At 40.4% G+C, this 26,723-nt stretch carries 20 protein-coding genes and 1 pseudogene; 13 read left to right on the top strand and 8 right to left on the bottom strand.

What is annotated here, in order from left to right; genetic code table 11:
- Positions 1–261 precede the first annotated feature (261 nt).
- A complete protein-coding gene (locus C1A47_RS10530) occupies positions 262–912 on the top strand; it encodes a response regulator (RefSeq protein WP_111894996.1) in 651 nt (216 codons plus the stop codon).
- Between the two features lie 99 nt (positions 913–1,011).
- On the opposite strand, the gene C1A47_RS10535 is transcribed toward C1A47_RS10530, so the two are convergent.
- The 4 genes from C1A47_RS10535 to C1A47_RS10550 form a co-directional block, all read right to left on the bottom strand.
- Positions 1,012–2,397 carry a glycosyltransferase family 2 protein gene (locus C1A47_RS10535; protein ID WP_162625938.1) on the bottom strand — a complete coding sequence of 462 codons (1,386 nt, stop codon included), beginning with the start codon at positions 2,395–2,397 and terminating at the stop codon, positions 1,012–1,014.
- 1 nt (position 2,398) lies between these two features.
- A complete protein-coding gene (locus C1A47_RS10540; RefSeq protein ID WP_111894998.1) occupies positions 2,399–3,502 on the bottom strand; it encodes a HEAT repeat domain-containing protein in 1,104 nt (367 codons plus the stop codon).
- Entirely contained in the window at positions 3,492–4,256 is a 765-nt protein-coding gene (locus C1A47_RS10545; RefSeq protein ID WP_111894999.1) for a YaiO family outer membrane beta-barrel protein, read from the bottom strand. Before C1A47_RS10545 ends, C1A47_RS10540 begins: the two co-directional genes overlap by 11 nt.
- A 385-nt stretch (positions 4,257–4,641) precedes the next feature.
- Positions 4,642–8,130: a PAS domain-containing hybrid sensor histidine kinase/response regulator gene (locus C1A47_RS10550; RefSeq protein WP_111895000.1), complete on the bottom strand. Its 3,489-nt coding sequence runs from the start codon at positions 8,128–8,130 to the stop codon at positions 4,642–4,644.
- Positions 8,131–8,315: 185 nt separating this feature from the next.
- Here C1A47_RS10550 and C1A47_RS10555 point away from each other — a divergent pair, with 185 nt between their 5' ends.
- From C1A47_RS10555 to guaA, 3 genes are all read left to right on the top strand, one after another.
- Positions 8,316–8,681, top strand: coding sequence for a DUF485 domain-containing protein (locus tag C1A47_RS10555; protein WP_111895001.1), 366 nt, complete (start codon positions 8,316–8,318; stop codon positions 8,679–8,681).
- A gap of 10 nt (positions 8,682–8,691) precedes the next feature.
- The gene (locus C1A47_RS10560) at positions 8,692–10,407 is read left to right on the top strand and encodes a cation acetate symporter (protein WP_111895002.1); all 1,716 of its coding nucleotides are present in this window, start codon (positions 8,692–8,694) and stop codon (positions 10,405–10,407) included.
- Positions 10,408–10,547: 140 nt separating this feature from the next.
- Complete coding sequence (gene guaA / locus C1A47_RS10565) at positions 10,548–12,116, top strand: glutamine-hydrolyzing GMP synthase (RefSeq protein WP_111895003.1); 1,569 nt, start codon at positions 10,548–10,550, stop codon at positions 12,114–12,116.
- A 248-nt stretch (positions 12,117–12,364) separates the two neighbouring features.
- Here the strand turns inward: guaA and C1A47_RS10570 are convergent, their stop codons facing one another.
- Positions 12,365–12,976 carry a TIGR00730 family Rossman fold protein gene (locus tag C1A47_RS10570; RefSeq protein ID WP_111895004.1) on the bottom strand — a complete coding sequence of 204 codons (612 nt, stop codon included), beginning with the start codon at positions 12,974–12,976 and terminating at the stop codon, positions 12,365–12,367.
- Positions 12,977–13,356: 380 nt separating this feature from the next.
- On the opposite strand from C1A47_RS10570, the gene C1A47_RS10575 reads away from it, so the two are divergent.
- The 6 genes from C1A47_RS10575 (at position 13,357) to C1A47_RS10600 (ending at position 21,750) form a co-directional block, all read left to right on the top strand.
- Positions 13,357–14,943 (top strand): TerC family protein, encoded by a 1,587-nt coding sequence (locus C1A47_RS10575; protein WP_111895005.1) that lies wholly within the window; start codon positions 13,357–13,359, stop codon positions 14,941–14,943.
- Positions 14,944–14,987: 44 nt separating this feature from the next.
- Positions 14,988–15,455, top strand: a complete 468-nt coding sequence (locus C1A47_RS10580; RefSeq protein WP_111895006.1) for a YchJ family protein — start codon at positions 14,988–14,990, stop codon at positions 15,453–15,455.
- Between the two features lie 40 nt (positions 15,456–15,495).
- Entirely contained in the window at positions 15,496–16,137 is a 642-nt protein-coding gene (locus C1A47_RS10585; RefSeq protein ID WP_111895007.1) for a trimeric intracellular cation channel family protein, read from the top strand.
- Positions 16,138–16,200: 63 nt separating this feature from the next.
- Positions 16,201–17,520, top strand: coding sequence for an MFS transporter (locus C1A47_RS10590; protein WP_111895008.1), 1,320 nt, complete (start codon positions 16,201–16,203; stop codon positions 17,518–17,520).
- Positions 17,521–17,712: 192 nt separating this feature from the next.
- Positions 17,713–19,938: a DNA topoisomerase IV subunit A gene (gene parC, locus C1A47_RS10595; RefSeq protein ID WP_111895009.1), complete on the top strand. Its 2,226-nt coding sequence runs from the start codon at positions 17,713–17,715 to the stop codon at positions 19,936–19,938.
- A gap of 132 nt (positions 19,939–20,070) precedes the next feature.
- Positions 20,071–21,750: an AMP-binding protein gene (locus C1A47_RS10600; RefSeq protein WP_111895010.1), complete on the top strand. Its 1,680-nt coding sequence runs from the start codon at positions 20,071–20,073 to the stop codon at positions 21,748–21,750.
- A gap of 38 nt (positions 21,751–21,788) precedes the next feature.
- Here C1A47_RS10600 and C1A47_RS10605 read toward each other — a convergent pair whose 3' ends face one another.
- Positions 21,789–22,175 (bottom strand): hypothetical protein, encoded by a 387-nt coding sequence (locus tag C1A47_RS10605; protein WP_111895011.1) that lies wholly within the window; start codon positions 22,173–22,175, stop codon positions 21,789–21,791.
- A gap of 107 nt (positions 22,176–22,282) precedes the next feature.
- On the opposite strand from C1A47_RS10605, the gene C1A47_RS10610 reads away from it, so the two are divergent.
- Positions 22,283–22,681 carry an MAPEG family protein gene (locus tag C1A47_RS10610; RefSeq protein ID WP_111895012.1) on the top strand — a complete coding sequence of 133 codons (399 nt, stop codon included), beginning with the start codon at positions 22,283–22,285 and terminating at the stop codon, positions 22,679–22,681.
- Positions 22,682–22,794: 113 nt separating this feature from the next.
- Positions 22,795–23,322: an inorganic diphosphatase gene (gene ppa / locus C1A47_RS10615; protein WP_111895013.1), complete on the top strand. Its 528-nt coding sequence runs from the start codon at positions 22,795–22,797 to the stop codon at positions 23,320–23,322.
- A 104-nt stretch (positions 23,323–23,426) separates the two neighbouring features.
- Here the strand turns inward: ppa and C1A47_RS10620 are convergent, their stop codons facing one another.
- On the bottom strand, positions 23,427–24,731 hold the full coding sequence (locus tag C1A47_RS10620) for an OprD family outer membrane porin (RefSeq protein ID WP_111895014.1): 1,305 nt from the start codon (positions 24,729–24,731) through the stop codon (positions 23,427–23,429).
- A gap of 504 nt (positions 24,732–25,235) precedes the next feature.
- Here C1A47_RS10620 and C1A47_RS10625 point away from each other — a divergent pair.
- Positions 25,236–26,015: a TorF family putative porin gene (locus C1A47_RS10625; protein WP_111895015.1), complete on the top strand. Its 780-nt coding sequence runs from the start codon at positions 25,236–25,238 to the stop codon at positions 26,013–26,015.
- 62 nt (positions 26,016–26,077) lie between these two features.
- Here the strand turns inward: C1A47_RS10625 and C1A47_RS10630 are convergent.
- Positions 26,078–26,629, bottom strand: a pseudogene (locus tag C1A47_RS10630) (ATP-binding protein); the annotation flags it as partial.
- Positions 26,630–26,723 lie beyond the last annotated feature (94 nt).

Raw genomic sequence — 26,723 nt, forward strand, 5'->3', positions numbered from 1 at the left:
CACTTTAGGTTTCTGTGGTTTATTAACATCTTTTTGATTTATCTATAGAAATGCAGTATGTTAGTGATAAGCTCAAGAGAAAAATTGGGCAAAACTGAAATTAAAATCTGGACATTGGTTTTTAGAGCTGATGGTAAAAAATGCAGAAAACTATCGGATAACGCAACAAAGTTGGCAAAAATTCGGTAATATTTGTATACATAGATAAAGTCGTAGCACAGATAGGAATGCTAGGCTACGCCAAATACAGCCAAATCGCTTATGAATATATTAATCGTTGATGATCATCCTCTGTTTCGTCACGCACTGATTCAAGCAGTGCGTTATAGCTTTCCACAAGCGCAAATTCATGAAACAGCAGCAGTAAACGAATTTTACGAACGCCTTGAAAATGGAACTGAGCCTGATCTGGTCTTGTTGGACTTGAACTTGCCTGGCGCTTCGGGTTTTTCGGCTTTGGTGCATGTCCGTGCCCAATATCCTTCAATTCCGATTATTGTGGTTTCAGCCCATGAAGAAGCCAGCATTATTCAACGTGCGATCGCACATGGTGCTATGGGCTATATTCCTAAATCAGCGCATCCAAGCCATATCGGTGAAGCGATTCGCCATGTGATGGAAGGGGAAATCTGGTTACCACCGAATTTACCAGCCAACATCAGTTTTGACCCTCGTGCGGCGGATGAAACGGCATTGGCAGAACGGATTCAATCTTTGACCCCTCAACAGTTCCGTGTGTTGATGATGGTGGCTGAAGGCTTGTTGAACAAACAAATTGCTTATGAGCTAGATGTTTCGGAAGCGACAATTAAAGCGCACGTGACCGCAATTTTCAGAAAACTCGGTGTGCAAAACCGTACTCAGGCAGTACTTGCCATTAGTGCATTGAATATTGATGAGAAAAAAATCTAAGCTGCCGCTTGGATTAATCAGCCCTTTTTATTTCTCCTGATTGGAAAAATAAAAAGGGCTGTTTTATTTTTAAAAGGTCATTTTAAATACGAACTTTACTTAAAATTTAACCCGTTTCATTTCACCCCAGCTTAAAGGGGATTTTTTTAAATATTTGATTGATCCAACCAGTCTCCAGTAAGAATGAATATATCTAAACCAGAGATTCTCTAAGATACAGGCGATAAATAATTGCAGGATATCTTTTGATTTATAGTGATTGAAAAAGGCCACTTCGATCAGAATTGCACCTAAAGAGAGAACTAGACCAAACGAAAATGCCAGTAAATAGAAGTAAAGACAGGAATTCCAGTCGATATAACCCAAAAGTGCAAAAACCAAGAGACTCACGTAGCCCAAGAGTTCAATGAATGGGCCCCATGCTTCCACTAAAATAAAGAAAGGGAACGTATAGAACCCAAGTAAACCGCTGCGAGGTTTAAATAACAGACTTTTTGAACTCCAGAGACTTTCTAATAATCCCTTTTGCCATCTTTTTCTTTGTGAACCCAAAATTTTCAGATTATTTGGACATTGTGTCCAACATACAGCATTGGGAACAAAGGCAATATTAACCTTCGTATTATTTTTCAGTGCATATTCCCGTAACTTTAAAACCAATTCCATATCTTCACCGACCGTCTTGTGATTATAGCCACCCACTTCAAAGACGGCGGATTTGGAAAATAGCCCAAAAGCACCAGAAATAATCATGACACTATTAATCGCAACCCAGCCCATACGACCATTTAAATAAGCCCGTAGATATTCAACAACTTGAATCTTTTCGAGCCAAGTTTTCGGCATGCCAATATGTTTGACTTTGCCATCAACAATTTCACAGCCATTGGCAATACGAATAATGCCGCCGCTGGCTACAGTATTATTTTCCAAGGAAAAGGGTTGAACCAGTTTGTGTAATGCTTCTGAATCTAGTACCGAGTCAGCATCAATCGCACAAAATAACGGATAACTACTGATGTTAATTCCGCAGTTTAAGGCATCAGCTTTACCGCCATTCTCTTTAAAAACAACCTTGAGTCGTTTGTCTTTCAAGGAAATATAGTTGTTTTTAATCGGTTTATGATTGAGCCTGAGTCTTGGAACTTCTAGATTTGGGATAAGATTATAAGCTTCAATCAGCACTTCTAAGGTTTTGTCCTTTGGGCCATCACAAACCACAATCACTTCAAATTCTGAATAATTCAGATTGAGTAGGGAATGGACAGATTCAACAATCGTGAGTTCTTCATTGTAGGCAGGAGAAATAATGCTGATTGGAATGTCAAAAACATCAAATTTAGTAAACCAGACATCATGCAGATTCGATTTAAGAATCTTACTAATACTAAAAAAACCTAAAATATTGAGAAAGAAATAACTCAAATTTACAAAAACAAAATACAGAAAGAAAATAAATTCCCAAGCATAAATAAGTTCTTTCATGTCATTGAATCCGAAGGTTCTGGTGAAGTTTATTTTTGTTGAAGGCAACTTGAAGTGATTCTTTCGAAAATTGATCATCAATCAATTTAATTAAAAAATTCACTAAATTTTCATCAGAATTATAATTTTTAATAATCGCTTCAGCCGAACGGTGTCGTACCCACCAATTTGAACTGCTTAAGCATTTTAATAAAAAATTAAAATTTTCTTCTGAGAAATAGTTAAGTTTGACGATCGCATGGATGATATTTATATGGTAGACCCAGCTTGATTCCTCTTTTAAGTGTTCAATCAGCTTAAAGTCCTCAATGTTATTAATATTTCGAATTGCTAAACAAATGCTATCAACTGAGAAATCCTGCATGTTATTTAGAATATAACTTGAGTAATCAGATAAATGATTAGTTCGAGAAGCTATTTTAATGATGCGCTTTTCATTTAAGTGATTATGATTTTTAATTTTATTAAAAATCATAACAACCGCAGTAGGTGTGTTAAAGAATTGCATTAAATGTTTTAATTCTTGATTATTCCATTTCTCTCTAGAAATAATTTCATCAAGAACTAAAGGGTAGTATTTCTTACTATCAATTTTTAATAATGCAATACAGGCTTCAAAAGAAATAATATCCATTTTATTTTTAACAAAACTCTGGATATCGGTTTGAATAGTTTCTGAGTTTTTATTTGAATAATAGATATTGCCTAATGTATGAATCAATAGGCAAATTTCTCGCGTATTTTTATGATGAACAAAAGATTGCGATTTTTTTAATGTTTTTAAACAACGATTTGAAATGTCCAAAACATTCGCTACTACAATTAACTTTTGCTGTGTGTCAGCATCTGATGAATTAAATTTTAATGACCAAGATGAAATAAAGATCGGGAAATCTGAGTTTTTAATTTTCTTTGCAGTAATTTGATGAATCGGAAGATCGAGATAATCTTCCGTTAGCTTGACATATTTTGATTTTTTAACCAGTTTTTGGTGACTTCTCATTTTCATGTAGGAGATGCCAAAAATCAATTGGCATACTAACGCAAGGCTAATCGTAATTAGCCACGTTAAAATAATGATGAAGTGGGTTTGATCAAAAATCATAAGAGATTCCAGCTAAAACTCCTGTTCTTGAGAAATTCCCGTGATAGATGGTGTGTGTAAGCCCAATATTGGTATATAGATTTTTGCTGAGCTGGATTTTTGAGGTCAGGGCATGACTGGTAATATGGTAAATCTTGGTTGAGATATCGGTGACTTCTGGTTCTTTACCATCAGAGAAATAGTAGTTGATGCTATTGTTGCTATGAGGGATGTAGTAGCTGACTTGGGCTTTGACACCTGTTGTTGGCTTGTAGAAAGAAGTATCACTGATCCATAACCCCGCCAAGACTCGCCAGTTTTGAATATATTTTTCAGCGGATAAACCATAGTAGTTCACCGTTGAATTTTCATATTTTGAATATTTATAATCCACGATAGGTGAAATTTGACCATTTTTATAAGTTTGCTGTAACGTTAAGCCCGCTTTAAATTCAGGTAAGTAACCACTGTTATTAAAATCACCTGCACCTACAGAATAAGATAAAAAGGTTTTCCCCTTATCACTCTCATGAACTAGATGATTTGCATCAAGCTCAACCTGATTATCGTTTAAATCATAACGATCATAGTTACGCCAAAATAACTGCCAGTAATTTTCATCATTTTTTTTAGTGTAACCTAATTCAGTCGTTTTCCAGTCTGGTTGATCGTTAGTACTGTTTTCCTGGCTGTAGTTCACATCTAAAATTTGATTATCTGCAAAAGATGCTGTTGAGAGAAAAGATAGGGTGCTAATCAAAATGAGTTTTTTCATATGTTGTGTATCACGATCTGATAAATTTAATCATCACCACCTAAATTTTTGAAATATACACCTACTAAGAATATGGGAATATCTTATTATTTCCATATTCTTAGTAGGTGTATTTATGGGTAACTTATGATTCAAATGAATGTAAAGATACCCTAAATATCAATAAACGATATTCAGTCTTTTCTTAAAACTAGATAAATCAATGATTGAGAAATATTTGGTTACTGTACCAATGACATAATAATTTTATGCTTATTTATTTCTATTTAATAAAAAGAAGAAAGCAAACTAATTATGTCGATTAATTATATCATGGCGTGATTAAATTAATAGAATATTAATTTGCTTTCTTTGAAGCTAAACACTTTATAAGATTATAAAATGTTTAGCTTGGTATTTTTAGACCAGATAACCATGCGCGCATAGAAGCAGGTTTTAACGGTTTTTTCAGCAGCATAATATTCAGTTCTTTTAAACGTTCAGGTAACTCTGGATCTGAATCTGCTGTAATTAAGGCAACAGGAATATTGTCCTGACGATATTGCAAAATAAAGTCTAAACCGCGCTGATCCTGATTTAAATGTTGGTCGATCAGCCAAATTTGAATATTTTCCTGTTCAATGAGTCGTTTGGCTTCTTCAGGTTCTTTTGCTTTAAAGACTTGATGCCCCCATTTGCTGAGCAGGGTATTCATACCTTCCAAAATGTTTTCGTCATTGTCCAAGCACAATATTTTATAAGTGTTGTTGCGTAGCGGCATCATTTGGATTGGCGCTGCGGTGACTTTAGGCGCTTCCACAACAGGCGCTTCAATCATGAAGCAGGAACCATGCTGCAATTTGGTCGAAACATGCACAGGATAATGTAGCAGGCTGGTCATACGTTGTACGATGGCAAGCCCTAGCCCTAAACCTTGTTCACCCCACGGTGAAGTATGTCCACAGCGTTCAAACTCCTGAAACAGTTTAATGCGCTGTTCTTCTGCGATACCTGGGCCAGTATCCCAAACCCCGATTCGGATATAGTTCGGTTGAGATGCTGAACGTAAAACCCCGACCACGATTCGGCCTTTGGCCGTATAGCGCAGGGCATTGCTGACAAAGTTTTGAATAATACGACGAATCCATTGTGGATCAGTGTCAATCCAGAACTGGGCATCGTGGACATGAAACTCGATACCACGTTGTGCTGCAATTGACTTGAACTGTAATTTCAAATCGCTGAGCAAATCGTGCAGTGGATAGGCCTGACGCTTTGGTTGAATGGTTCCACCTTCTAAACGTGCAATATCGAGCAGGGCGGACAACATGCTCTCCGCACCATGCAAAGCACGATCCAGTTGCTGGAGGGTTTGACGATCTTCCTCGGACTGAATGCTTTGTTCAAGTGCGGTGCTAAATAAACGGGCTGCATGCATCGGTTGCAGCAGGTCATGACTTGCCGCAGCAATAAAGCGACTCTTTGACATATTGGCAGTATCGGCCTGTTCACGTGCACGTTGTTGTTCTGAAAGTGCATCTGCCAATTGCTGAGTGCGTTCTTTCACGCGTGCTTCTAGTACTGCTTCATTTTCACGGAATGCGGTAATGTCAGCAAAGGTTGTCACAAATCCACCGCCTTCAATTGGATTACCACGCATTTGAATCACGCGGCCATCTTTACGAATCCGTTCAAATTCATGGGCACTGCCGACTTTCATCCAGTGAATCCGTTTGCGAACATGTTCTTCAATTGACCCTGGCCCACATTCACCGCGCTCTGCGTTATAACGAATCAAATCAGAAATCGGGCAGCCGACATAAACCAAATCTTTTGGATAATCAAAAAGTTTTAAATACTGATTGTTCCAAGCCACCAGACACATATTATCATCGACCACACTCACACCCTGAGTCATGTGGTCAATCATGGTCATCAGCAAGTTCTGGTTAAAACGTTGCCACTGCGATGCTTGGTCAAGAATGTTGGCAACCTGAGCTACGCCTAGACCATTGTTGGCCAGTGCAGTGGTGAGCAGGGTGCGCGCCGAGGCAGCTCCAATCGTACCTGCCAGATATTGTTCGGTAAAACGCCACCACATGCCGTTGGCAACGCTATTGGTATTGAGAACCAGATAATTCTGATCGCAAAACTGTTGAAAGGCACGGGTAGTTGGTCCTTCACCTGTAATCCGTTTTGCCAATGCCATAAGGTCGCTAACTTTTAAACGTGGACTGTCAGGATGGAAATACCCCATTTCATGATTTGAATTTTGAGATGGTAAAGGCTTGGTTTCATAGTAAAAGAAACTCTCCGCCTGAATCTGCTCTGCAACACTTGGGCGATAAGCTTTTGAAACCCAGATATATAAAATCGTGTTGAGACCAAGCGACCACATTACACCATGCGTGAGTGGAGCAAGCGATTCAAAACCAAATAAGGCTTCAGGGCGTAAACCATTAATACCAAACAGACCACCTTGTAAGATTTGAAAACTGAGCTCGGTATATTCATGCGGTAGGCTACGCAAAATGGTCGGGAAAAGCAGGGTGTATGCCCACATCAGGAAACCGACTAACAGGCCTGCATAGACGCCTTGTTGACTGCCACCTCGCCAGTACAAACCACCAATAAGCGCAGGTGCAAACTGTGCAACTGCACTAAATGCCAATAAGCCAAAGACTGAAAGCTGATTAATATCATTAAAGAAATGGAAAAATAAGAACCCCATGAGCATTACTGCAACAATACAAATGCGGCGAGTGGTCTTGAGCACTAAGGGCAGGCGTTGATCATGACGTGATAACAGGTTGAAGCGCCACAGAGCAGGCATAATCAGGTCGTTACTGAGCATGATGGATAATGCTACAGATGAAACCAGCAGCATGCCTGTCGATGCCGAGAACCCACCGAGAAATGCCAAAATGGTGAGCCACTCATGGTTATAGCTCATGGGTAAGCTGAGTACGGCAAGGTCTGGAATTTTCAGTAAAGTCGGATTGGTATGCAGTGCCCAACTGGCAATCGGGAAAATGGTTAATGTGGTTAAAATCAGATACAGTGAGAACCATTTGCGTGCACCACGAATATGTTTTTCATCTCGCAATTCAACCACAGCCACATGAAACTGCCGAGGTAAACAGATAATGGCAAGCGCAGCCAATAAGGTTTGCACCCAAAAGGTATCGGGAACGCCACTCATTTGTACTTCATGATACTGTTCCTGAATGTCGTGACTAATTTGGGTCAGATTGCTTGGATGATCTGTCACAAAGAAAATTGCAACACAAAGTAACGCAAATAACTTCACAAACGACTCAAATGCAACCGCGAGCATTAAGCCGCCATGCTGTTCAGTATTGGCCATTTGTCGTGTGCCAAATACCATAGACAGCAGGGCTAAAATGGCTGTGAGTACCAGTACAGTATTGGTGGTCAGATGTAATGCATTGTTTTCAGGAAGAATGACAGAGGTACTTAAAGCAATCGCACGAAGCTGTAAAGCCAGATAAGGAATAATCGCAATTACGGCGAGAACTGTGACTAACGAGGCCAATGTTCCGCTTTTGCCATAACGGGCCGCAATAAAATCGGCAATTGAGGCAATGGCATGATGCTGGCGAACCCGTCCGATTCGGCGCCAAATATCGTAACCGAGCCAGATAAATAATAGTGGCCCTAAATAAATGGGTAAAAAGATAATCCCTTGGCGAACGGCTGCACCTGTTGCGCCATAGAACGTCCACGATGAGCAATAAACTCCCAGTGTTAGACTAAAGAGTAACATGCGTCCGCGAGCACTTAAGCGACTGGCATAACGCTCACCAAAGAAAGCACAGACGAATAAAATTAGAATGTAAAGGGTTAATACCCCAATGATTACCCAGTTATTCATATTGATGGCTTATTAAGAATCTGCCTTTATCATACCCGAAGCAGAAGCTCTCAAGAAAATACTGCTCAAAATTTTAGCGACCAAAGTCTAACTTACTAAAAGCTTTAAATATTGATAACGTTATTACACACAAAAAAAATTACAAAATACGGCCAAGGCTGGTTGTACAACTATGGAGTAAGGTTATGGATGAGGTACAAGTAGAACGCATTCTACAAAATCCAAAATTCAAAGAAATGGTGAGCAAAAAAAGTGCGTTAAGTTGGACATTAACAGTGGTTATGTTAGTTGTCTATCTCGGCTTTTTGCTTTTAGTCAGCTATAACAAAGAATTCTTAAAGAGTTCTTTCAGTGGTGGAGTTATTACCTGGGGGATTCCTCTAGGTCTTGGCGTCATCGTATTGTCTTTCGTGTTGTGCGGTGTGTATTCATACATTGCCAATAATTCATTTGACCAACTTAGTGCAGAAGCAATGAAAGAAGTTAATGCGATTACACATCAAGATACTTCTTCTTCAATTTCTTCTCACTCAAATGCAACTCACGGATGAGGACATGCGGATGAATTGGACTTCCCTAAAAACAAAAGCTTTACTTGCGTCAACAGCGCTTTGTTCATCAGTTGCAATGGCAAGCCCAGATTTGGGTGAAGCACAACAGCAGGCAACCAACTGGCATGCGATTATTCTATTTGTCATCTTCGTTGCGATGACATTGTTTATCACCAAATGGGCTGCAAAACAAACCACCAGTACCAAAGATTTCTATACCGCAGGTGGGGGCATCAGTGGCTTCCAAAACGGTCTGGCGATTGCAGGTGACTATATGTCAGCAGCGTCGTTCTTGGGTATTTCCGCAATGGTATTTAGCTCAGGCTTCGATGGCTTGCTCTATTCATTAGGTTTCATGGTAGGTTGGCCAATCGTACTGTTCCTTGTAGCAGAACGTTTACGTAACCTTGGTAAATATAACTTGTCTGACGTAGTGTCTTTCCGTTTAGATGAGAAGCCAGTACGTACTTTGGCTGCATTTAGTTCATTGATTGTTGTGGCATTCTATCTGATTGCACAAATGGTTGGTGCGGGTCAGCTCATCAAACTTCTATTTGGTTTGAACTACAACATTGCCGTAGTTGTAGTTGGCTTGTTGATGATGGCTTACGTAATTTTCGGTGGCATGTTGGCAACAACTTGGGTACAGATCATTAAAGCGGTCATGCTGTTAAGCGGCGCAACTTTCATGGCGTTCATGGTGATGAACTCTGTGGGCTTTAGCTTCAGCGAAATGTTCACGAAATCAATCCAGGTGTTTGGTGAAGTTCATAACATTAGCTTTGACGAAGCAACCAAAATCATGGGTCCAAGTAAACTGGCTTCAAATCCAATCGATGCACTTTCTCTTGGTTTGGCCTTGATGTTTGGTACAGCAGGTCTTCCACATATCTTGATGCGTTTCTTCACGGTTAAAGATGCTAAAGAAGCACGTAAATCAGTTGTGGTTGCAACAGGCTTTATCGGTTACTTCTACTTACTCACTTTTATCATCGGTTTTGGTGCGATCATGTTCGTATCAAATAACCCACAATTCCTTGATGCTGCAAAAATGGCGGTTACTGGCAAACTTGAATTAGTTGGCGGTAACAACATGGCTGCGATTCATTTAAGTGATGCTGTGGGCGGTGACATGTTCATGGGCTTTATCTCAGCAGTAGCATTCGCAACAATTCTTGCGGTAGTTGCTGGTTTGACACTCTCTGGTGCATCTGCGATTTCTCATGACTTGTATGCCAACGTATTCAAGAAAGGTCAAACAACACCTGAATCTGAACTTCGCATGTCAAAAATTGCAACACTTGGTCTTGCAATCTGCGCAATGATTTTAGGTATCTTGTTTGAAAAACAAAACGTTGCATTTATGGTGGGCTTGGCATTCTCTGTAGCATGCTGTGCAAACTTCCCAGTACTTGTACTTTCAATGTTCTGGAAAGGCTTAACCACTCGTGGTGCGGTAATTGGTGGTATGGTTGGTTTGGTTCTTGCGGTGGTGATGATCGTACTGTCTAAAGCAGTTTGGGTCGATACGCTTAAAATCTCTGACACTCCAATTAACCCATTGAATGCTCCAGCGATTGTCGCAATGCCATTAGCATTCATCTGCTGCTGGTTCTTCTCAATCACTGATAACTCAGCACGTGCGAAACAGGAACGTAAAGCATTTGATGCTCAATATGTTCGCTCAATGACAGGGATTGGCGCATCAGGTGCATCTGATCACTAATCTGTGAATTGAAACAAAAAAAGCTCCGTCAGGGGCTTTTTTTAATGTCTAAATAATACACAAATTAGGCAATGTGCTTCATCAATAAAAAATGCTAGAATAGCGCGCCTATCTTCTTTAGCTATCTATAGTTGTTTCTCATGACTACCAATACCCAAATTACTGAAGATCGTATCCTGATTTTGGATTTCGGTTCGCAATATAGCCAATTGATTGCACGTCGTGTACGTGAAGCAGGCGTATATTCTGAAATGTATGCGTTTGATATGTCTGAGGAAGACATTCGTGCATTTAAACCAAACGGCATTATCTTGTCGGGTGGTCCTGAAAGTGTTCATGAAGAAGGTAGTCCACGCGCACCTCAAGTTGTGTTTGAACTGGGTGTTCCTGTTCTTGGCATTTGTTATGGTTTACAAACCATGTCTGAACAGTTGGGTGGTAAAGTTGAACCAGGTACTGTTCACGAATTTGGTTATGCTGAAGTTGATATTTTAGTTCGTGACCAGTTGATTGGTAACTTACAAGATAAACCAGACCAATTGCATGTGTGGATGAGCCACGGTGACAAAGTCAGTGCGATTCCAGAAGGTTTTATTGTTACAGCAAGCACACCAAGCTGCCCATTTGCTGCGGTAAGCGATGAAACACGTCGTTTCTATGGTGTACAGTTCCACCCTGAAGTCACACACACTGCAAAAGGTGCTGAACTTCTTTCTAACTTCGTGCATAAAATCTGTGGTTGCCGTGGTCTTTGGACACCAGAACACATTATCGACCTACGTGTAGAACAACTTCGTGCACAAATTGGTGATGAAAAAGTTCTTCTTGGTTTGTCTGGCGGTGTGGATTCATCTGTTGTTGCTGCGCTTTTACATAAAGCGATTGGCGACCAGTTAACATGTGTATTTGTAGACAATGGCTTGCTTCGTTTAAACGAAGGTGATCAAGTGATGCAAATGTTTGCTGACAACATGGGTATCCGTGTAATCCGTGCAGATGCTGAAGAACGTTTCTTGACAGCGTTGGCGGGTGAAGTTGATCCTGAGAAAAAACGTAAAATCATCGGTCGTGAATTCATCGAAGTATTTGCCGAAGAAGCACGTAAACTTGATGGCGTGAAATTCTTGGCACAAGGGACAATTTACCCAGACGTGATCGAATCTGCTGCAAGCAAACAAGGTAAAGCACACGTGATTAAATCACACCATAACGTGGGTGGTTTACCAGAAGATTTAGCATTTGACTTGGTTGAGCCATTACGTGACTTATTCAAAGATGAAGTTCGTAAATTAGGTACAACTTTAGGTTTGCCACACGGCATGATCTACCGTCATCCATTCCCAGGTCCAGGTTTGGGCGTGCGTATTTTGGGTGAAGTGAAAAAAGAATATGCAGATATTCTTCGTCTTGCTGATGACATTTTTATGCAAGAACTTCGCGACAGCGGTTGGTACGACAAAACTGCACAAGCATTTGCAGTATTTCAACCTGTAAAATCTGTAGGTGTGGTTGGTGATGGCCGCCGTTATGCGTGGGTTGTTGCACTTCGTGCTGTTGAAACTGTGGACTTTATGACAGCTCGTTTTGCTCACTTGCCGTATGAGTTAGTTGACAAAATCTCAACTCGTATCATGAATGAAATTAAAGATGTATCACGTGTTGTATACGACGTGTCATCTAAGCCACCTGCTACGATTGAATGGGAGTAATTCAGGGATTTCAAGAAGTGAAACTTCTTGCCTGAATTACGCCAAAGGCTATGCCTGCGGCAGGAGGAGGGATTTCAAGAAGTGAAACTTCTTGCCTGAATTACGCCAAGAGCTATGCTTGTGGCAGAATAGAAAGATTTAAGAAAAGGACGCGTAAGCGTCCTTTTTTATGGATGATATGATTTATCCTTTGATTTTTAAAATAAAAAAAGCTGGCAAATGATGCCAGCGGATGAAAGATATTTGATTTAAATTACAAAACTTACAGGCATTTTCAGATTATTGATGGCTGTGTAAATTTCAGAAATATTTTGGCAAACAATTAACTTGGCACGATGCTGTGGAGGCAAGAAACCTTCCTGCACCGCATGGTCAAGCTGAGCAATCAGTGCGTTATAAAAACCATTCACGTTATATAAAATCATCGGTTTCTGATGTTGATCGAGCTGCCCCCAAGTGGCAATCTCCAAGATTTCTTCAAATGTACCCAAACCGCCAGGAAGTGCAATAAACGCACTAGCACGTGCAGCCATCATCGCTTTACGCTCGTGCATACTATTTACAATGTGCAACTCGGTGAGTCGTTCATTGGCAACTTCATAATCCAGCATAAATTCAGGAATAACACCAACGACTTCACCACCATGTTCAAGAACGGTATCTGCCACTTGACCCATCAAACCAATACTTGCGCCACCATAGACAATTCCAAACCCATGTTCTGCGAGACCTTGTGCTAACTGTACAGCACTTTGAAGATAAATGGCTTTATTGCCTACACGGGAGCCACAATAGAGTGCGATGAGTATTTGAGTTGTTTTTACTTTTAGATCTTTATTCATATTGATAACACTATTCATCTTTTATTCTTACCTTATCACGGTTCTTTGGTTTAGATTAAGCAAGAAATATGACAAATTGATGCGAAAGCTATTGTATTTTTAGCGTATTTTGTAAATGTGGTTTTTATATTTTATATAAAAGTGATTTTGAGAGAGATTGTTCATAAAAACACACGATTGTTGAAAATCTACGGCGAAAGTCGGATAAAAAATGATGAATTTATAAAAAATCTTGCCTATACTGAAAATTCGATTCACAACATATAGATCAACATGAGTAGTGGTTGTAGGCGCTCGCAAGATTTTTCAACAACTCAAACTTTGAACTGCCTTTCAGTTCATTTTCTCTTTTCGACATTTGTCCAGTTTTCAAAGCAGACCTTCGGGGAGTGTGATCAATGATTTTCGAATGGATGTCTGATCCCTCTGCATGGGTAGGTTTGGCTACATTAGTGATTCTTGAGGTCGTCCTCGGGATTGATAACTTAGTCTTTATTGCCGTTTTGTCAGAAAAGTTGCCTCCAGAGCAACGAGGTAAAGCACGTGTGGTCGGCTTAATGCTGGCACTGTGTATGCGTATGGTGCTACTCGCATCCATTGCATGGATTGTCACTTTAGATGAGCCTTTATTTCATATTTTAGGGCACCCGTTCTCGGGGCATAACCTGATCTTGTTGTTTGGTGGTGTATTTTTATTATTTAAAGGCACTATGGAACTTCATGAACGTATTGAAGGCAATCTGCATTTAAAAGATGAAAATCCTGTTCATGCTGCTTTTTGGGTGGTGATTGCTCAAATTGTGGTGCTCGATGCCGTATTCTCACTCGACAGTGTGATTACCGCAGTCGGGATGGTGAAACATCTTTCGATCATGATGATTGCGGTGGTGATTGCGGTCGGAATCATGCTTTGGGCATCGAAGCCACTTATGGATTTTGTGAACAAACATCCAACCGTAGTGATTCTGTGTCTTGGCTTCTTGATGATGATTGGTTTCTCTTTGGTGGTGGAAGGCTTTAATTTCCATATTCCAAAAGGTTACTTATATGCTGCAATTGGTTTCTCGGTGTTAATTGAAGCAATTAACCAAACCACACGCCGTAATCAGGAACGTATGGTCACGACAACTGATTTACGTTATCGGACAGCTTCAGCCGTGATGCGTATGTTGGGTGGAAAGTCGGGTAATAGCAGCAATGAAGCCACTGCTGAACATGATGTGTTGGCGACACAAGCCTTTGCGGAAGAAATGTTTGATGAGCAGAACAGTGCTTATCACAGCGTGATGGTTCAGGGCGTTTTAGGTTTGGCAGAACGTCCTGTGAAGTCGGTGATGACACCACGCCCTGAATTGGAATGGATTGATTTAGACGACACTCCAGAGCAGATCAAAGAACATTTGATGCAAATGACACATTCGCGTTTGGTGTTTGCGCATGGCGAGTTAGACAATTTAGCGGGTATTGCCCTAACGCATAAAATTCTGAATGAATATATTGAAACAGGTAAGCTGAATTTCACCGATCATTTACGTGAGCCGATGATTGTACATGAAAATGCACAGGTACTCATGGTGATGGAACAACTTCGCCAAGCGCCTTTGCAAATGGCGATTGTTCTGAATGAATATGGTTCGATCGAAGGGATTGTCACCCCAATTGATATTTTAGAAGCGATTGCTGGGGAATTCCCAGACGAAGATGAAATGCAGGCTGCGGCCGAAAGTCTCGAAGATGGCTCGTTGATGATTGATGGTTCAACCGATATTCGTCATATTTCTTTATTGCTTGGGCGTGATCTGGTCGATGAAAGTGAAGAATACTCAACACTTTCGGGTTATCTATTGTTGCATCTCGGGCGCTTGCCTGAAAATGGCGATGTGGTTGAAGCCGATGGTTATTGCTTTGAGATTGTAACCATGGATGGACATAAAATCGAGAAAGTGCATATCGTACCAAAAGCTCAACCAGACGAAACATCTTAAGCATGATTTTGCTAAAATAGCCCTTTAACATCAGGGCTATTTTTATGAGTGAACAAACATGCCCATGTGGTTATGGCGAATATGTTAGCTGTTGCCAACCCTTACATCAGGGGTTAACCGTAGCGCAAAGTGCAGCTCAGCTTATGCGTTCGCGCTATAGTGCATTTGCCAAGCATCAGATTGATTATATTGTCAAAACTACGGCTCTAGGTCAGCAACAGCAGCTTGACTGCGCTGCCTTAGATGCATGGAGTCGACATAATCAGTGGCAACAACTGGAAATTATCAATAGTCTGCCACAAGTCGATAAAACCCACGCCATGGTGGAGTTTAAAGCTTACTATTTTGATGGTCAGGAACAGCAAATCCACCATGAAAAATCCTATTTTGTTTTTCATGCTGAGCAGTGGTTTTTTCTGGATCCCACCCTTGAGCAAAACCCAAGTATGAAGCAGGTATGTATTTGTGGTTCAGGCAAAAAATTTAAACATTGTTGTGCGGCTTTTCTTTAGAATAAACCATGATGAGAACTATCTAGAAAGGTCTTAAGGAATGCTGTTAACGGTTATTTATATTGTCGCAATTACTGCGGAAGCCATGACAGGTGCCTTATCTGCGGGTAGACGCAGCATGGATTGGTTTGGCGTGATTCTGATCGCCTGTGTCACTGCGCTGGGTGGTGGTTCTGTCCGTGATGTTTTGTTAGGACATTATCCATTAGGTTGGGTCAAGCATCCTGAATATTTGGTGCTGACTAGCTGCGCAGCATTGGTTACCATTTTTATAGCCAAATGGATGAAACATCTCCGTTCTATTTTCTTGTTACTTGATGCGCTTGGCCTGATTGCATTTACCATTATTGGTTGTCAGGTTGCTATCCAGATGGGGCATGGTTTTATCGTGGCTTCTGTAGCAGGTGTCCTGACGGGCGTATCTGGTGGTATCTTAAGGGATATTTTGTGTAATGATATTCCGTTGGTGTTCCGTCGTGAGCTTTATGCCAGTATTTCTTTTGTTGCAGTCGTTTGTTACTGGCTATGTACTGTACTGCATTTAAGCCTTGAAACCACCATTGTCATTACCTTGATTTTTGGTTTTAGTTTACGGGTTATTGCCATCTATTTTGGTTTGGAAATGCCCAAATTTATCTATAAAGAAGATGATGGACACTCGGCATCATCAATTGATGATTAAGGCATTTTCTCAGATTGGTTTGACGTTTTTTGAATCACTTATTGCTTAATTTGAGAACAGCTTATGGATCTGGTATCTCGTGTACAACGCTTACCGATAGGTCGCTTTCACTATAATCTGCTCTGGATTGTCGGTTTGGGGTGGATGTTCGATGCGATGGATACAGGCATCATCGCGTTTATTATGGCTAAACTGGTGCATGACTGGGGGCTGACCCCTGCGCAAAGTGGTTGGATTGTCAGTATCGGTTTTGTCGGTATGGCAATTGGTGCGGTCTTTTCAGGTGCATTGGCCGATCGTTTTGGTCGTAAGAATGTCTTTGCCAGTACCATGGTGCTTTATAGTATTGCCACAGCCTTGTGCGCTTTTGTACCGAATCTCACGGTACTTTTAGTCTGCCGCTTTTTGGTCGGTTTAGGACTTGGCGGTCAGCTTCCAGTTGCCGTGACTTTAGTCAGTGAATATATTCCTGCACAGGTACGTGGTCGTTTTATTGTTCTTCTAGAAAGTTTTTGGGGATTAGGCTGGCTGGTTGCAGCGCTGGTGTCCTATTTTCTGATTCCACATTTTGGCTGGCATATTGCTTTTCTGATTGGCGGTTTGCCGCTGTTCTATGTCTGGGTTGTTTTAACCAAAGTCCCTGAATCTGTTCCTTATTTGATTAATCGTAATCGCATTGAAGAGGCACATCAGCTCATTCAGAAACTGGAACAGCAGGCAGGTGTTGAAGTCATTCAAGAGATTGAAGTATTGCCTGTTGCTCATCAGCAGAAAGTATCCTTCCAACAATTATGGCAAAAACCGTTTGTGCGTCGTACCTTAATGCTATGGCTGATTTGGTTTGGAATCGTATTTTCCTACTACGGTATTTTTACGTGGTTGCCGAGCCTGTTAGTCAAGCAGGGCTATGATATTGTGAAATCTTTTGAATATGTTTTATTCATGATTTTGGCACAACTGCCTGGTTATATCGTGGCATCGTGGCTGGTTGAAAAACTGGGACGTAAAGTGACCCTCGCAGGTTTTATCGGATTGTGTGCGGTGTCAGCCTATTTCTTTGGACAGTCCAGTAGTGACAGCAGCATTATGTTTTGGGGTTGCCTGATGTCATTCTTCAATCTAGGCGCGTGGGGTGTTTTATACACCTATACCCCAGAGCAATATCCAACCAATATTCGGGCTTTTGGTTCAGGCTGGGCAGCCGCGATTGGACGGATTGGCGGCATTGTCGCACCAATGGTGGTGACAAGCTTAATGGTTGCACCAGACGCTTTTCATCATGTCTTTATGATGTTTACTGTAGTGTTACTGGCAGTTGCAGCCGTGATCGTCATTCTTGGGGAAGAAACTCAAGGTAAAACGCTTGAGTCGATTGGTTTGTAATCTTTTTTCGATTGGATGGTAACGATGTGCTTCAGCATGCCGTTACATTTCAATATTTGATTCAAATTCAGATAAAGCGTAGAAAAAAACAACGAGATCAAAGGGTTTTATTTACGTTTCGCTTACGATCTTGTTAAATAGCGATATTCACATTTTTATTCATCTTAGCTCTCAGATAGGTTCAATATTTTTATGACCAATCTTGCGCATCATGCGACAGAAAACCGCTCCGTAGCAGAGTTTACCGAACAAGCCTACTTAAATTATGCCATGTACGTGATTATGGATCGTGCATTGCCCCATATTAGTGATGGTTTAAAACCTGTACAGCGTCGTATTGTGTATGCCATGAGTGAGCTGGGCTTGAAGCATAGCGGCAAACCGAAAAAGTCCGCACGTACCGTGGGTGATGTGCTTGGTAAATACCATCCGCATGGTGATTCGGCATGTTATGAAGCAATGGTGCTGATGGCACAGCCATTTAGTTATCGTTATCCGTTCATTGAAGGGCAAGGTAACTGGGGTTCACCCGATGATCCAAAGTCTTTCGCCGCCATGCGTTATACCGAAGCCAAATTATCGCAGTTTAGTGAATTGTTACTGTCTGAACTTGGGCAGGGCACGTGTGACTGGCAGGACAACTTTGATGGCTCGCTCAAAGAGCCAATTAATCTGCCTGCACGTGTACCAAATATTTTGCTCAATGGTACGACAGGGATTGCGGTGGGGATGGCAACTGATATTCCGCCACACAATTTACGTGAAGTGATTAAAGGCACCATTGCCCTGATTCGTAACCCGAATTTGACTGATGAAAAAGTTGCAGAATATATTCCAGGCCCTGATCTGCCAACCAAAGCAGAAATTATTACCCCGCCAGATGAATTATTAAAAATCCAAACCTCTGGTCGTGGTAGTTACCGTATGCGTGCCGTGTATACGATTGAAAAAAATGAAATTGTGATCACTGATTTGCCGTATCAGGTGTCAGGTTCAAAAGTCGTCACGCAAATCGCAGACCAAATGCTGGCGAAAAAATTACCGTTGGTGTCCGACATTCGTGATGAATCGGATCACCAGAACCCAACCCGTTTGGTGATTGTACTGCGCTCGAACCGTGTCGATGCTGAACAGGTGATGAGTCACTTGTTTGCAACGACGGATCTGGAATCGAGCTATCGAGTCAATTTAAACATGATCGGGGCAGATGGTCGTCCACAGGTCAAATCGATTCGTAAAATCCTGCTGGAATGGATTGAAATCCGTAAAGCAACCGTGACACGCCGTTTGCAATATCATCTCAATAAAATCGAAAAACGCTTGCATATTTTGGCTGGTTTGCTCATTGCATATTTAGATATCGATACGGTCATTCAAATCATTCGTGAAGCTGATCAGCCTAAAGTAGCGCTCATGGAGCAGCTAAATGTCGATGAAATTCAGGCTGAAGCAATTCTTGAACTGAAATTACGTCAATTGGCAAAACTAGAAGAAATGCAAATTCGCCAAGAGCAGGATGAACTTTCTGCCAAAGCTGCGATTATTCGAGAGCAATTGGCGAATCCTGAGTCATTGAAAAACCTCGTGATTAATGAACTTAAGGAAGATGCGAAAAAATTTGGTGATGAGCGTCGTTCTGCCATTGTGCAACGTGCAGAAGCCGTGCAAATTAAAGAACAAGATTTGATGCCTGCCGAAGCAGTTACGGTGGTCTTGTCAGAAGCAGGTTGGATTCGTGCTGCAAAAGGTGCAGAGGTCGATGCTGAAAATCTCAATTACCGCGCAGGCGATCAGTACTTAAGTCATGCTGTTGGTAAGAGCAATCAGCGGGTCTATATCATGGATCAGACAGGGCGTAGTTATGCTTTGCCAATCAATAGCTTGCCATCGGCACGGGGGTTGGGTGAGCCGTTAAGCTCAAAACTTGCACCTGCTAATGGAGTCTCATTTACTCAGGTCTTGATTGCGGATGATCAGCAAGAGATATTGGCTGCAAGTAATGCGGGCTATGGGTTTAAAACACAAGCCAATGCACTGGATACCAATGCTAAAGCAGGTAAGGCTTTCTTGACAGTTCCTGATCAGGCACAAGTTTTGCCACTCATGGACATTCAACAAAACAGTCATGTTGCTTTGCTAAGCTCAGCAGGGCGCGTCTTGATTGTTGACCTACAGGAGTTGCCTGTTTTAAATAAAGGTAAAGGAAACAAACTGATACAACTTCAAGACAATGAAATTGTTGTAGATATGCAATTATTAAATTTATCTGATGTACTTCAGGTCGTTGCAGGACAACAACAATTGAAACTTAAAGGCGATGACTTACAAAAATATCTTGGAAAACGTGCTTCCAAAGGACAGCTTTTACCACGTGGTTATCAAAAAGCAAATAAACTCATAGTTCAGACATTGATCTAGTAAGCCAATTTTGAAATACGTTATATATGCTATTGTGGAAGCAAAAGCGCGTTGGGCATAAGAAACTCAACAATCAGCCACATAGCATACAACGCGATCAGATAGGATTACAGATTGGAGATTAAAAGCATTATGGAAAAAATTTGGATTAATGAATACAAAAAAACAGGTATTCCCGAAACGGTTGAATTGCCATCCGAAAATACTTCCTTAATTGATATTTTTGAACGTAATTTTCAAAAATACGGTTCTCGAGATGCTTTTATTTTCATGGATAAAACCATTACTTATGCTGATGTTGAGCGTGAGAGTAAGAAGTTTGCATGTTATTTACAAAGTTTAGGTTTGGCGAAAGGTTCACGCGTTGCAGTGATGATGCCGAACGTCTTTCAATACCCGATTGTCAGTTTAGGGATTTTCCGTGCAGGATTGATTCTAGTGAATGTCAATCCACTGTATACCGCACGCGAACTTGAGCACCAACTGAATGATGCTGGTGCAGAAGTTTTGGTGATTATTGAAAACTTTGCTTCGGTTTATCAAAAAATTATTGGTCATACACCAGTCAAACATGTGGTTGTGGCATCGGTTGGCGATATGTTGGGACTCGTGAAAGGTAACTTGGTCAACTTTGTTTTACGTAAAGTGCGTAAACAAATTCCTGACTGGGATATTCCAGGTCATGTGCGTTTTAATACGGCATTGCATAAAGTCAGCCCAGGCCAATATAAGCGTCCAATCGTGACCATGAGCGATACTGCTGTATTGCAATATACAGGTGGTACAACAGGGGTGTCGAAAGGTGCAGAGCTAACGCATCGTAACCTGATTGCAAATATGCTGCAATGTGACACCATGTTCCAAAGTAAATTTGGCAAGGATTCACAAGAAGTTGAGCGCCTGGTGTGTGCTTTGCCGCTCTATCATATCTTTGCGTTTACTGTATGCGAACTTTACGGTATGTATAAAGGTTTCAGTAACTTACTGATTCCAAACCCACGTGATTTACCAGCGCTTACTAAAGAACTTGCCAAGTTCAAACCCACGATTTTCCCTGCGGTAAATACCTTGTTTAATGCTCTAGTGAATAATGATGGTTTCCGTCAGCTCGATCATAGCCAAATGAAACTGGCGCTAGGTGGCGGTATGGCAGTGTTGCCTTCGACTGCGGAAGCATGGAAAAAGTTGACAGGAATCATTATCCATGAAGGGTATGGTTTGTCTGAAACTTCTCCAGTGGCAACCTTTAACCCGCCTGCATCTTCAGAGTTCAGTGGAACAATCGGGATTCCATTACCTGCAACTGAGGTGGCAATTTTAGATGATGATGGCAACCAAGTTGCATTGGGTGAACAAGGCGAGATTTCGATTCGTGGCCCACAGGTCATGAAGGGCTATTGGAACCGCCCAGATGAAACGGCAAAAACCATGACAGCAGATGGCTTCTTCCGTACTGGTGATATTGGTGTGATGAATGATCGCGGTTTTATTAAAATCGTGGATCGTAAAAAAGACATGATTTTGGTATCAGGTTTTAACGTTTATCCTGCTGAAATCGAGGAAGTTGTTGCCAAACATCCAAAAGTTTTGGAAGTCGCTGCGATTGGCGTACCAGATGAGAAATCAGGTGAAGTGCCAAAACTCTTTGTCGTGAAGAAAGATCCAAGTCTAACGACAGAAGAATTGTTGGCTTATGCAAAAGACAACTTAACAGGTTATAAACGTCCACGTTATGTGGAATTTATGGATGAATTGCCAAAATCGAATGTCGGTAAAATCTTGCGTAAAGACTTGCGTAATAAAACCAAATAACGCATTTTCCTGTTGAAAATAAGACCGAAATTTCGGTCTTATTTTTTTGGTTGCAGCATGAGTTTGTCTAAATAAGGACGTGCCATATAAATAATGATCAGGAAAGGGAGCATGCCGACCATTTGCAAACGTAGATTTTTAAGCTGCAATGTTCCAAAAGTCAGGTAATTATCAATGACGCAGTATAACGCCGTTAAAACGAGCCAGAGCCAAATCGACCAACGTTTAATGCCAACAGCATAAAAGGCTATGGTGAGCATGACAAATGTACCGAGCGTCGATTGCCAGGTCATATTGGCACAAATGGTGGTAATCAGTAAGGACATGATCGGCAAAACAATTTTGAGAATGCGATCAACACGCTTTTGGGCGAGGGCTTGTTGAGAAAGGGCATCTAACAGAGTTTGTTGATCTTGATTGACCATTCGCGTGTCCACATTTGCATAATAGAAAGCTCTATATTTAACAAAAAAAATCACGGAAAAGCCATGCTATGATGTGGACTTGTCTAATTTCAATAAGAGAAAAATTCATGCAAAGCATCAGTGGAGTTATTTATCTAATTTTGACTGCATGTTTATTGCCTTATGCATTTGCCTTTATTGCTAAAGCCGCAGGTGGATTTAAATTCAAAGATAATCAAAATCCGCGTGAATTTTTAGCCAAGACCACAGGTTTGGCTGCAAGAGCCAATGCAGCTCAGCAAAATAGCTTCGAAAGTTTGCCATTATTTTTAGCTTCTGTCCTGATGGCTGAATACATGGTGATGAATCAAGCCATGATTATGACCCTAGGGATCGCTTATATTGTTTTTCGTGTTTTGTATGGTATTTGTTATTTGGCAAATTGGGCAACGCTACGTTCAATTATGTGGTTTTTCTCGATGGTTTGCCCGATTTTATTGTTGATATTTACCATTCGTCTACTGTAAGCCTGTTGAATATTTTTCCCATCAAATCATGTGACATGTATAATTGTGCGCATGATAAAACTTGAGTTCTATACTCAATTTTTTCAATTTGTTTCTATTTAAAGAGTATTGTCATGAGCTACAACAATATCCCTGCTGGTAAAGATGCACCAAATGATATCTATGTGATCATTGAAATCCCAGCAAACGCTGCACCAATTAAGTACGAAATCGATAAAGATTCTGATGCATTGTTTGTAGACCGTTTCATGGGTACAGCAATGTTCTACCCAGCAAACTATGGTTATGTGCCAAATACGTTGTCAGAAGATGGTGATCCATTAGACGTATTGGTTGTAACTCCACATCCAGTTGCTGCAGGTTCTGTGATTCGCTGTCGCCCAGTGGGTAAATTGAATATGGAAGATGACGGTGGTATTGATGCGAAACTTATCGCTGTACCACATGACAAATTGTCTCCTTTGTACAAAGATGTTCAAGAATATACTGATCTTCCAAAATTGTTGATCAGCCAAGTTGAACATTTCTTTGCACATTACAAAGATTTAGAGCCTGGTAAATGGGTCAAAATCTCGGGTTGGGAAGGTGCAGATGTTGCAAAAGCTGAAGTTGTAAAAGCAATTGAAGCTGCTAAAAAATAAATGATTTTTGCTCATTATGATGAGCAAATTAATTTTATTTTGCTGCATAAAAAAACCTACACTTTAAAGTGTAGGTTTTTTTTATTCGTATTAATCAGTCATGATTAAAAGAATTTAATTGGAATGTCTAGGAAGATACGAGTTTCGTTGGTATCAGGCATATAGATAGCGGCATAAGAGTCGCTATTACGATAGATTGACTCGCGTAGACGTAAGCTCACACCTTTAGCAAAACCAGATTGAACAGTGTATTTAAACTGGTTAAAGAATTCACTTTCTTTAGCATTTCGTGTTGTGTTAGCCGTATTGTTATATGCGTATGTGTTGATATCCCAACCATATACATAAGCTGTTGTAAATGATAGACCAGGAACACCGAAAGCACCTAAATCAACATTATATTGTAACTGTAACGACTTCTCACCACGACCATTAAAGTCTGAAAGGTATGAGTTTGGCAAATAAATACTTTGGAAACCATCTGCATTTTCGCCGTAATCGTAAGCTGAGTTACCAGTACTTTGTTGGTAAGCCAACATCACAGTATGAGGGCCTTTGTTGTAGGTTGCAGAAAGCGCCCAAATGTTGTTTGAACGATCTGAAGACGTGTCATCATATTTTGAAATAGATGCACTTGCACCTTTATCCCACTCTGTGTGGTAGCCGCTTAAGTCATAAGTCAATGAGCTATCAGCACTTAATGGTTGTTTAAAGTTTACATCAGCATAATGGCGAGTTAGCGCATCTTTGCTGTCCAAACCGTAGTAAGAGCCAGAAAGTTGATCGTTAAATTTATATTTTGCACCCCAAACATAGGCACGTTTTAAATTATTTTGGTCTGTTGCAATTTGGTCAGACATTTGATCTTTGGTGAATTTACCAGCGATTACTTCTAGGTTTTTGATTTCATGGCTCGTGATTAAAGTACCTGTAAAGTATTCAGGTACCATACGTATTGTATTGCTCGCGAGTACAGGAATATCAAGAACTTGTGTACCATAAGTTAAAGTGGTATTTGATGCGCGTGCTTTAATATAAGCACCACCACGTGCCCATTGGTTATATGGATCACTTCGATTGTCATTTTCCCAAGGAATCATTTGGTTGCCAGAGTGTTTGTTAGGCCCTAATTTAAATGAGTAATCACCAATTACACCAACTGCAACACCGACTGTACCTTTGGTAAAGCCAGACTCAGCATTAAACATAATAGATTGAACCCAAGAGCTTGTATCATCACCTGGAGCAACATTTTTTTTATCGCGGCTGATAAAGCCGTTTCTTAGTAAAACTGATGCTGTTGCATCTTCAACAAAGCCTTTAGATTCGCTTTGTTCACTTGCGTATGCGGAAGATATTAAAGTTGCCTGAATTAAAACTGCTAAGGTGAGCTTCTGTGCTTTTAGCATTGGTTTCCCCTAAAAATAAAAAAAGACTCGTAACGCTGCCTGATACAGATCGTTACAAAGTGGTCTTTAATCTATAATAAAAAGATTGCAGGTATCAATATTATTTCATGTTTTTTTAACTAAAGTTTCATATGATTTTAATATATCTATATTTTTAAATTTAAAACTCAAAACAAACAGATTAAAAATTATATTCATAGTGTGTAAAATGATATTCATTTTCATTTAAAAATATTAAGGCATATACTTTTCCAAATAAAACATATTATGTTATATGTATTTTGCTGAGCCGCTTGTTTTAATTCTTTTTGATTTAAATTTGTGCACTTTTTTTATACAGATAAATTTATAGAATGAACTAAAAGTGAGCATATTCACAGGAAATTGGATGTGAATAATCCTTTATATCCATCAGGAAAGTTGGCATAGCAATTGCTAATACTGAGTGGGTTGAGAGAAATAACCAAAAAAAATCGAATTCACTGTTTGGGGAGAAACAGAGTGATGAAGAAATTACTAACAACAGCTTTACTTGCATCAACACTTTCAACAGCAGCTATGGCTGCTGAAGATAATACGCTAGCAGCATATGGGTTAACCTTTAGTGGTAATGTTGCATTAACTTCAGACTATCGTTTCCGAGGAATGACTCAAACGTTAAATGATCCAGCAATTCAAGGATCATTTACTTTGGCACATTCTAGCGGTTTGTATTTTTCTACTTTTGCTTCAAATGTTGATTTTGATGGTGATAATGTTCCACATTTAGAACTAGACCCATCGGTTGGTTTTACATTTACTTTACCATTCTCAGATAAAGTCAAACCAACACTTGATTTGGGTGTAGTGGAATATAATTATCCAAGCCATACCAAAGATTGGGACTGGACAGAATTTTATGCCAAATTAACATTTGCTAGCCTTATGTTAGATGGCGACAGTTTATTTACCAATGTGAACTATACCAATGACTGGGGTGGTTACACAGGTAGTAACGCTTGGAACTTTAATGCGAGTTACTCATTCCCAATCGCCAAAGGTTTTGGTGGAGTTCTAGGGGCTGGCTATAGTAAAGCAGATAAAGATATCTTTGGTTATGGTGATAAACAGCGTGATGACTTTGTGGACTGGAAAGCAGGTGTGACTTATGGCTTTAAATCAGTTCCAGGGTTAACTGCTGAACTTGATGCAATTGGTAATAACTTCAGCACGACTGGTTTGCCTAATTCAGTTAAACGTGAAACAGATACAGGTGCAGTATTTACTTTAACTAAAACGTTCTAAGTTGAGTGAAGTAAAGACTGTAAAAACCGCATGTTGATCATGCGGTTTTTTTATGGGGGAAATTAGGCTTGAAATGGGCTTCGGTAAGAGAGTGCTTCAGACAGATGAGACGAAGTAATCAGCTCACTTTGTGCTAGGTCAGCAATGGTACGCGCTACACGCAAGACCCGATGATAGGCTCGTGCAGATAGATTTAAGCGTTGCTGTGCCATCGCCAACATTTTTTGTGAATCAAGAGATAAAGCCGCATATTGTTCGAGTTGTTGCGGCGATAAGTGCTGATTTGTAAAACCTTGTCGCGTGATCTGTTGCTCATAGGCAGCAAGAACTCGACTACGCACGGTTGCAGAATCTTCACTTCGCTGCTGAGTCTGCAAGTCTTGTGCAGATAGTGGTGGGACATCAATATGTAAATCAATTCGATCTAACAGTGGCCCTGAAATTCGATTTTGATAACGTTTAATTGCTTCTGCAGAGCATTGACAACGACTGTCCTGATTAAAAGCATAGCCACATGGACAGGGGTTCATGGCAGCGATTAGTTGAAATTGTGCAGGAAAGGTCATTTGTCTTGCGGCCCGCGAAATTACAATTTCCTGACTTTCTAAAGGTTGATGTCAAATACAATAAAAAAAGCTACTATGAGGTTAGAAATTAGGATTTTTATGCCACTTTTTATAAAAATAGCCTCTAATCTTTACAAAATTA

The organism is Acinetobacter sp. MB5, assembly GCF_003261585.1.
Taxonomy (GTDB): domain Bacteria; phylum Pseudomonadota; class Gammaproteobacteria; order Pseudomonadales; family Moraxellaceae; genus Acinetobacter.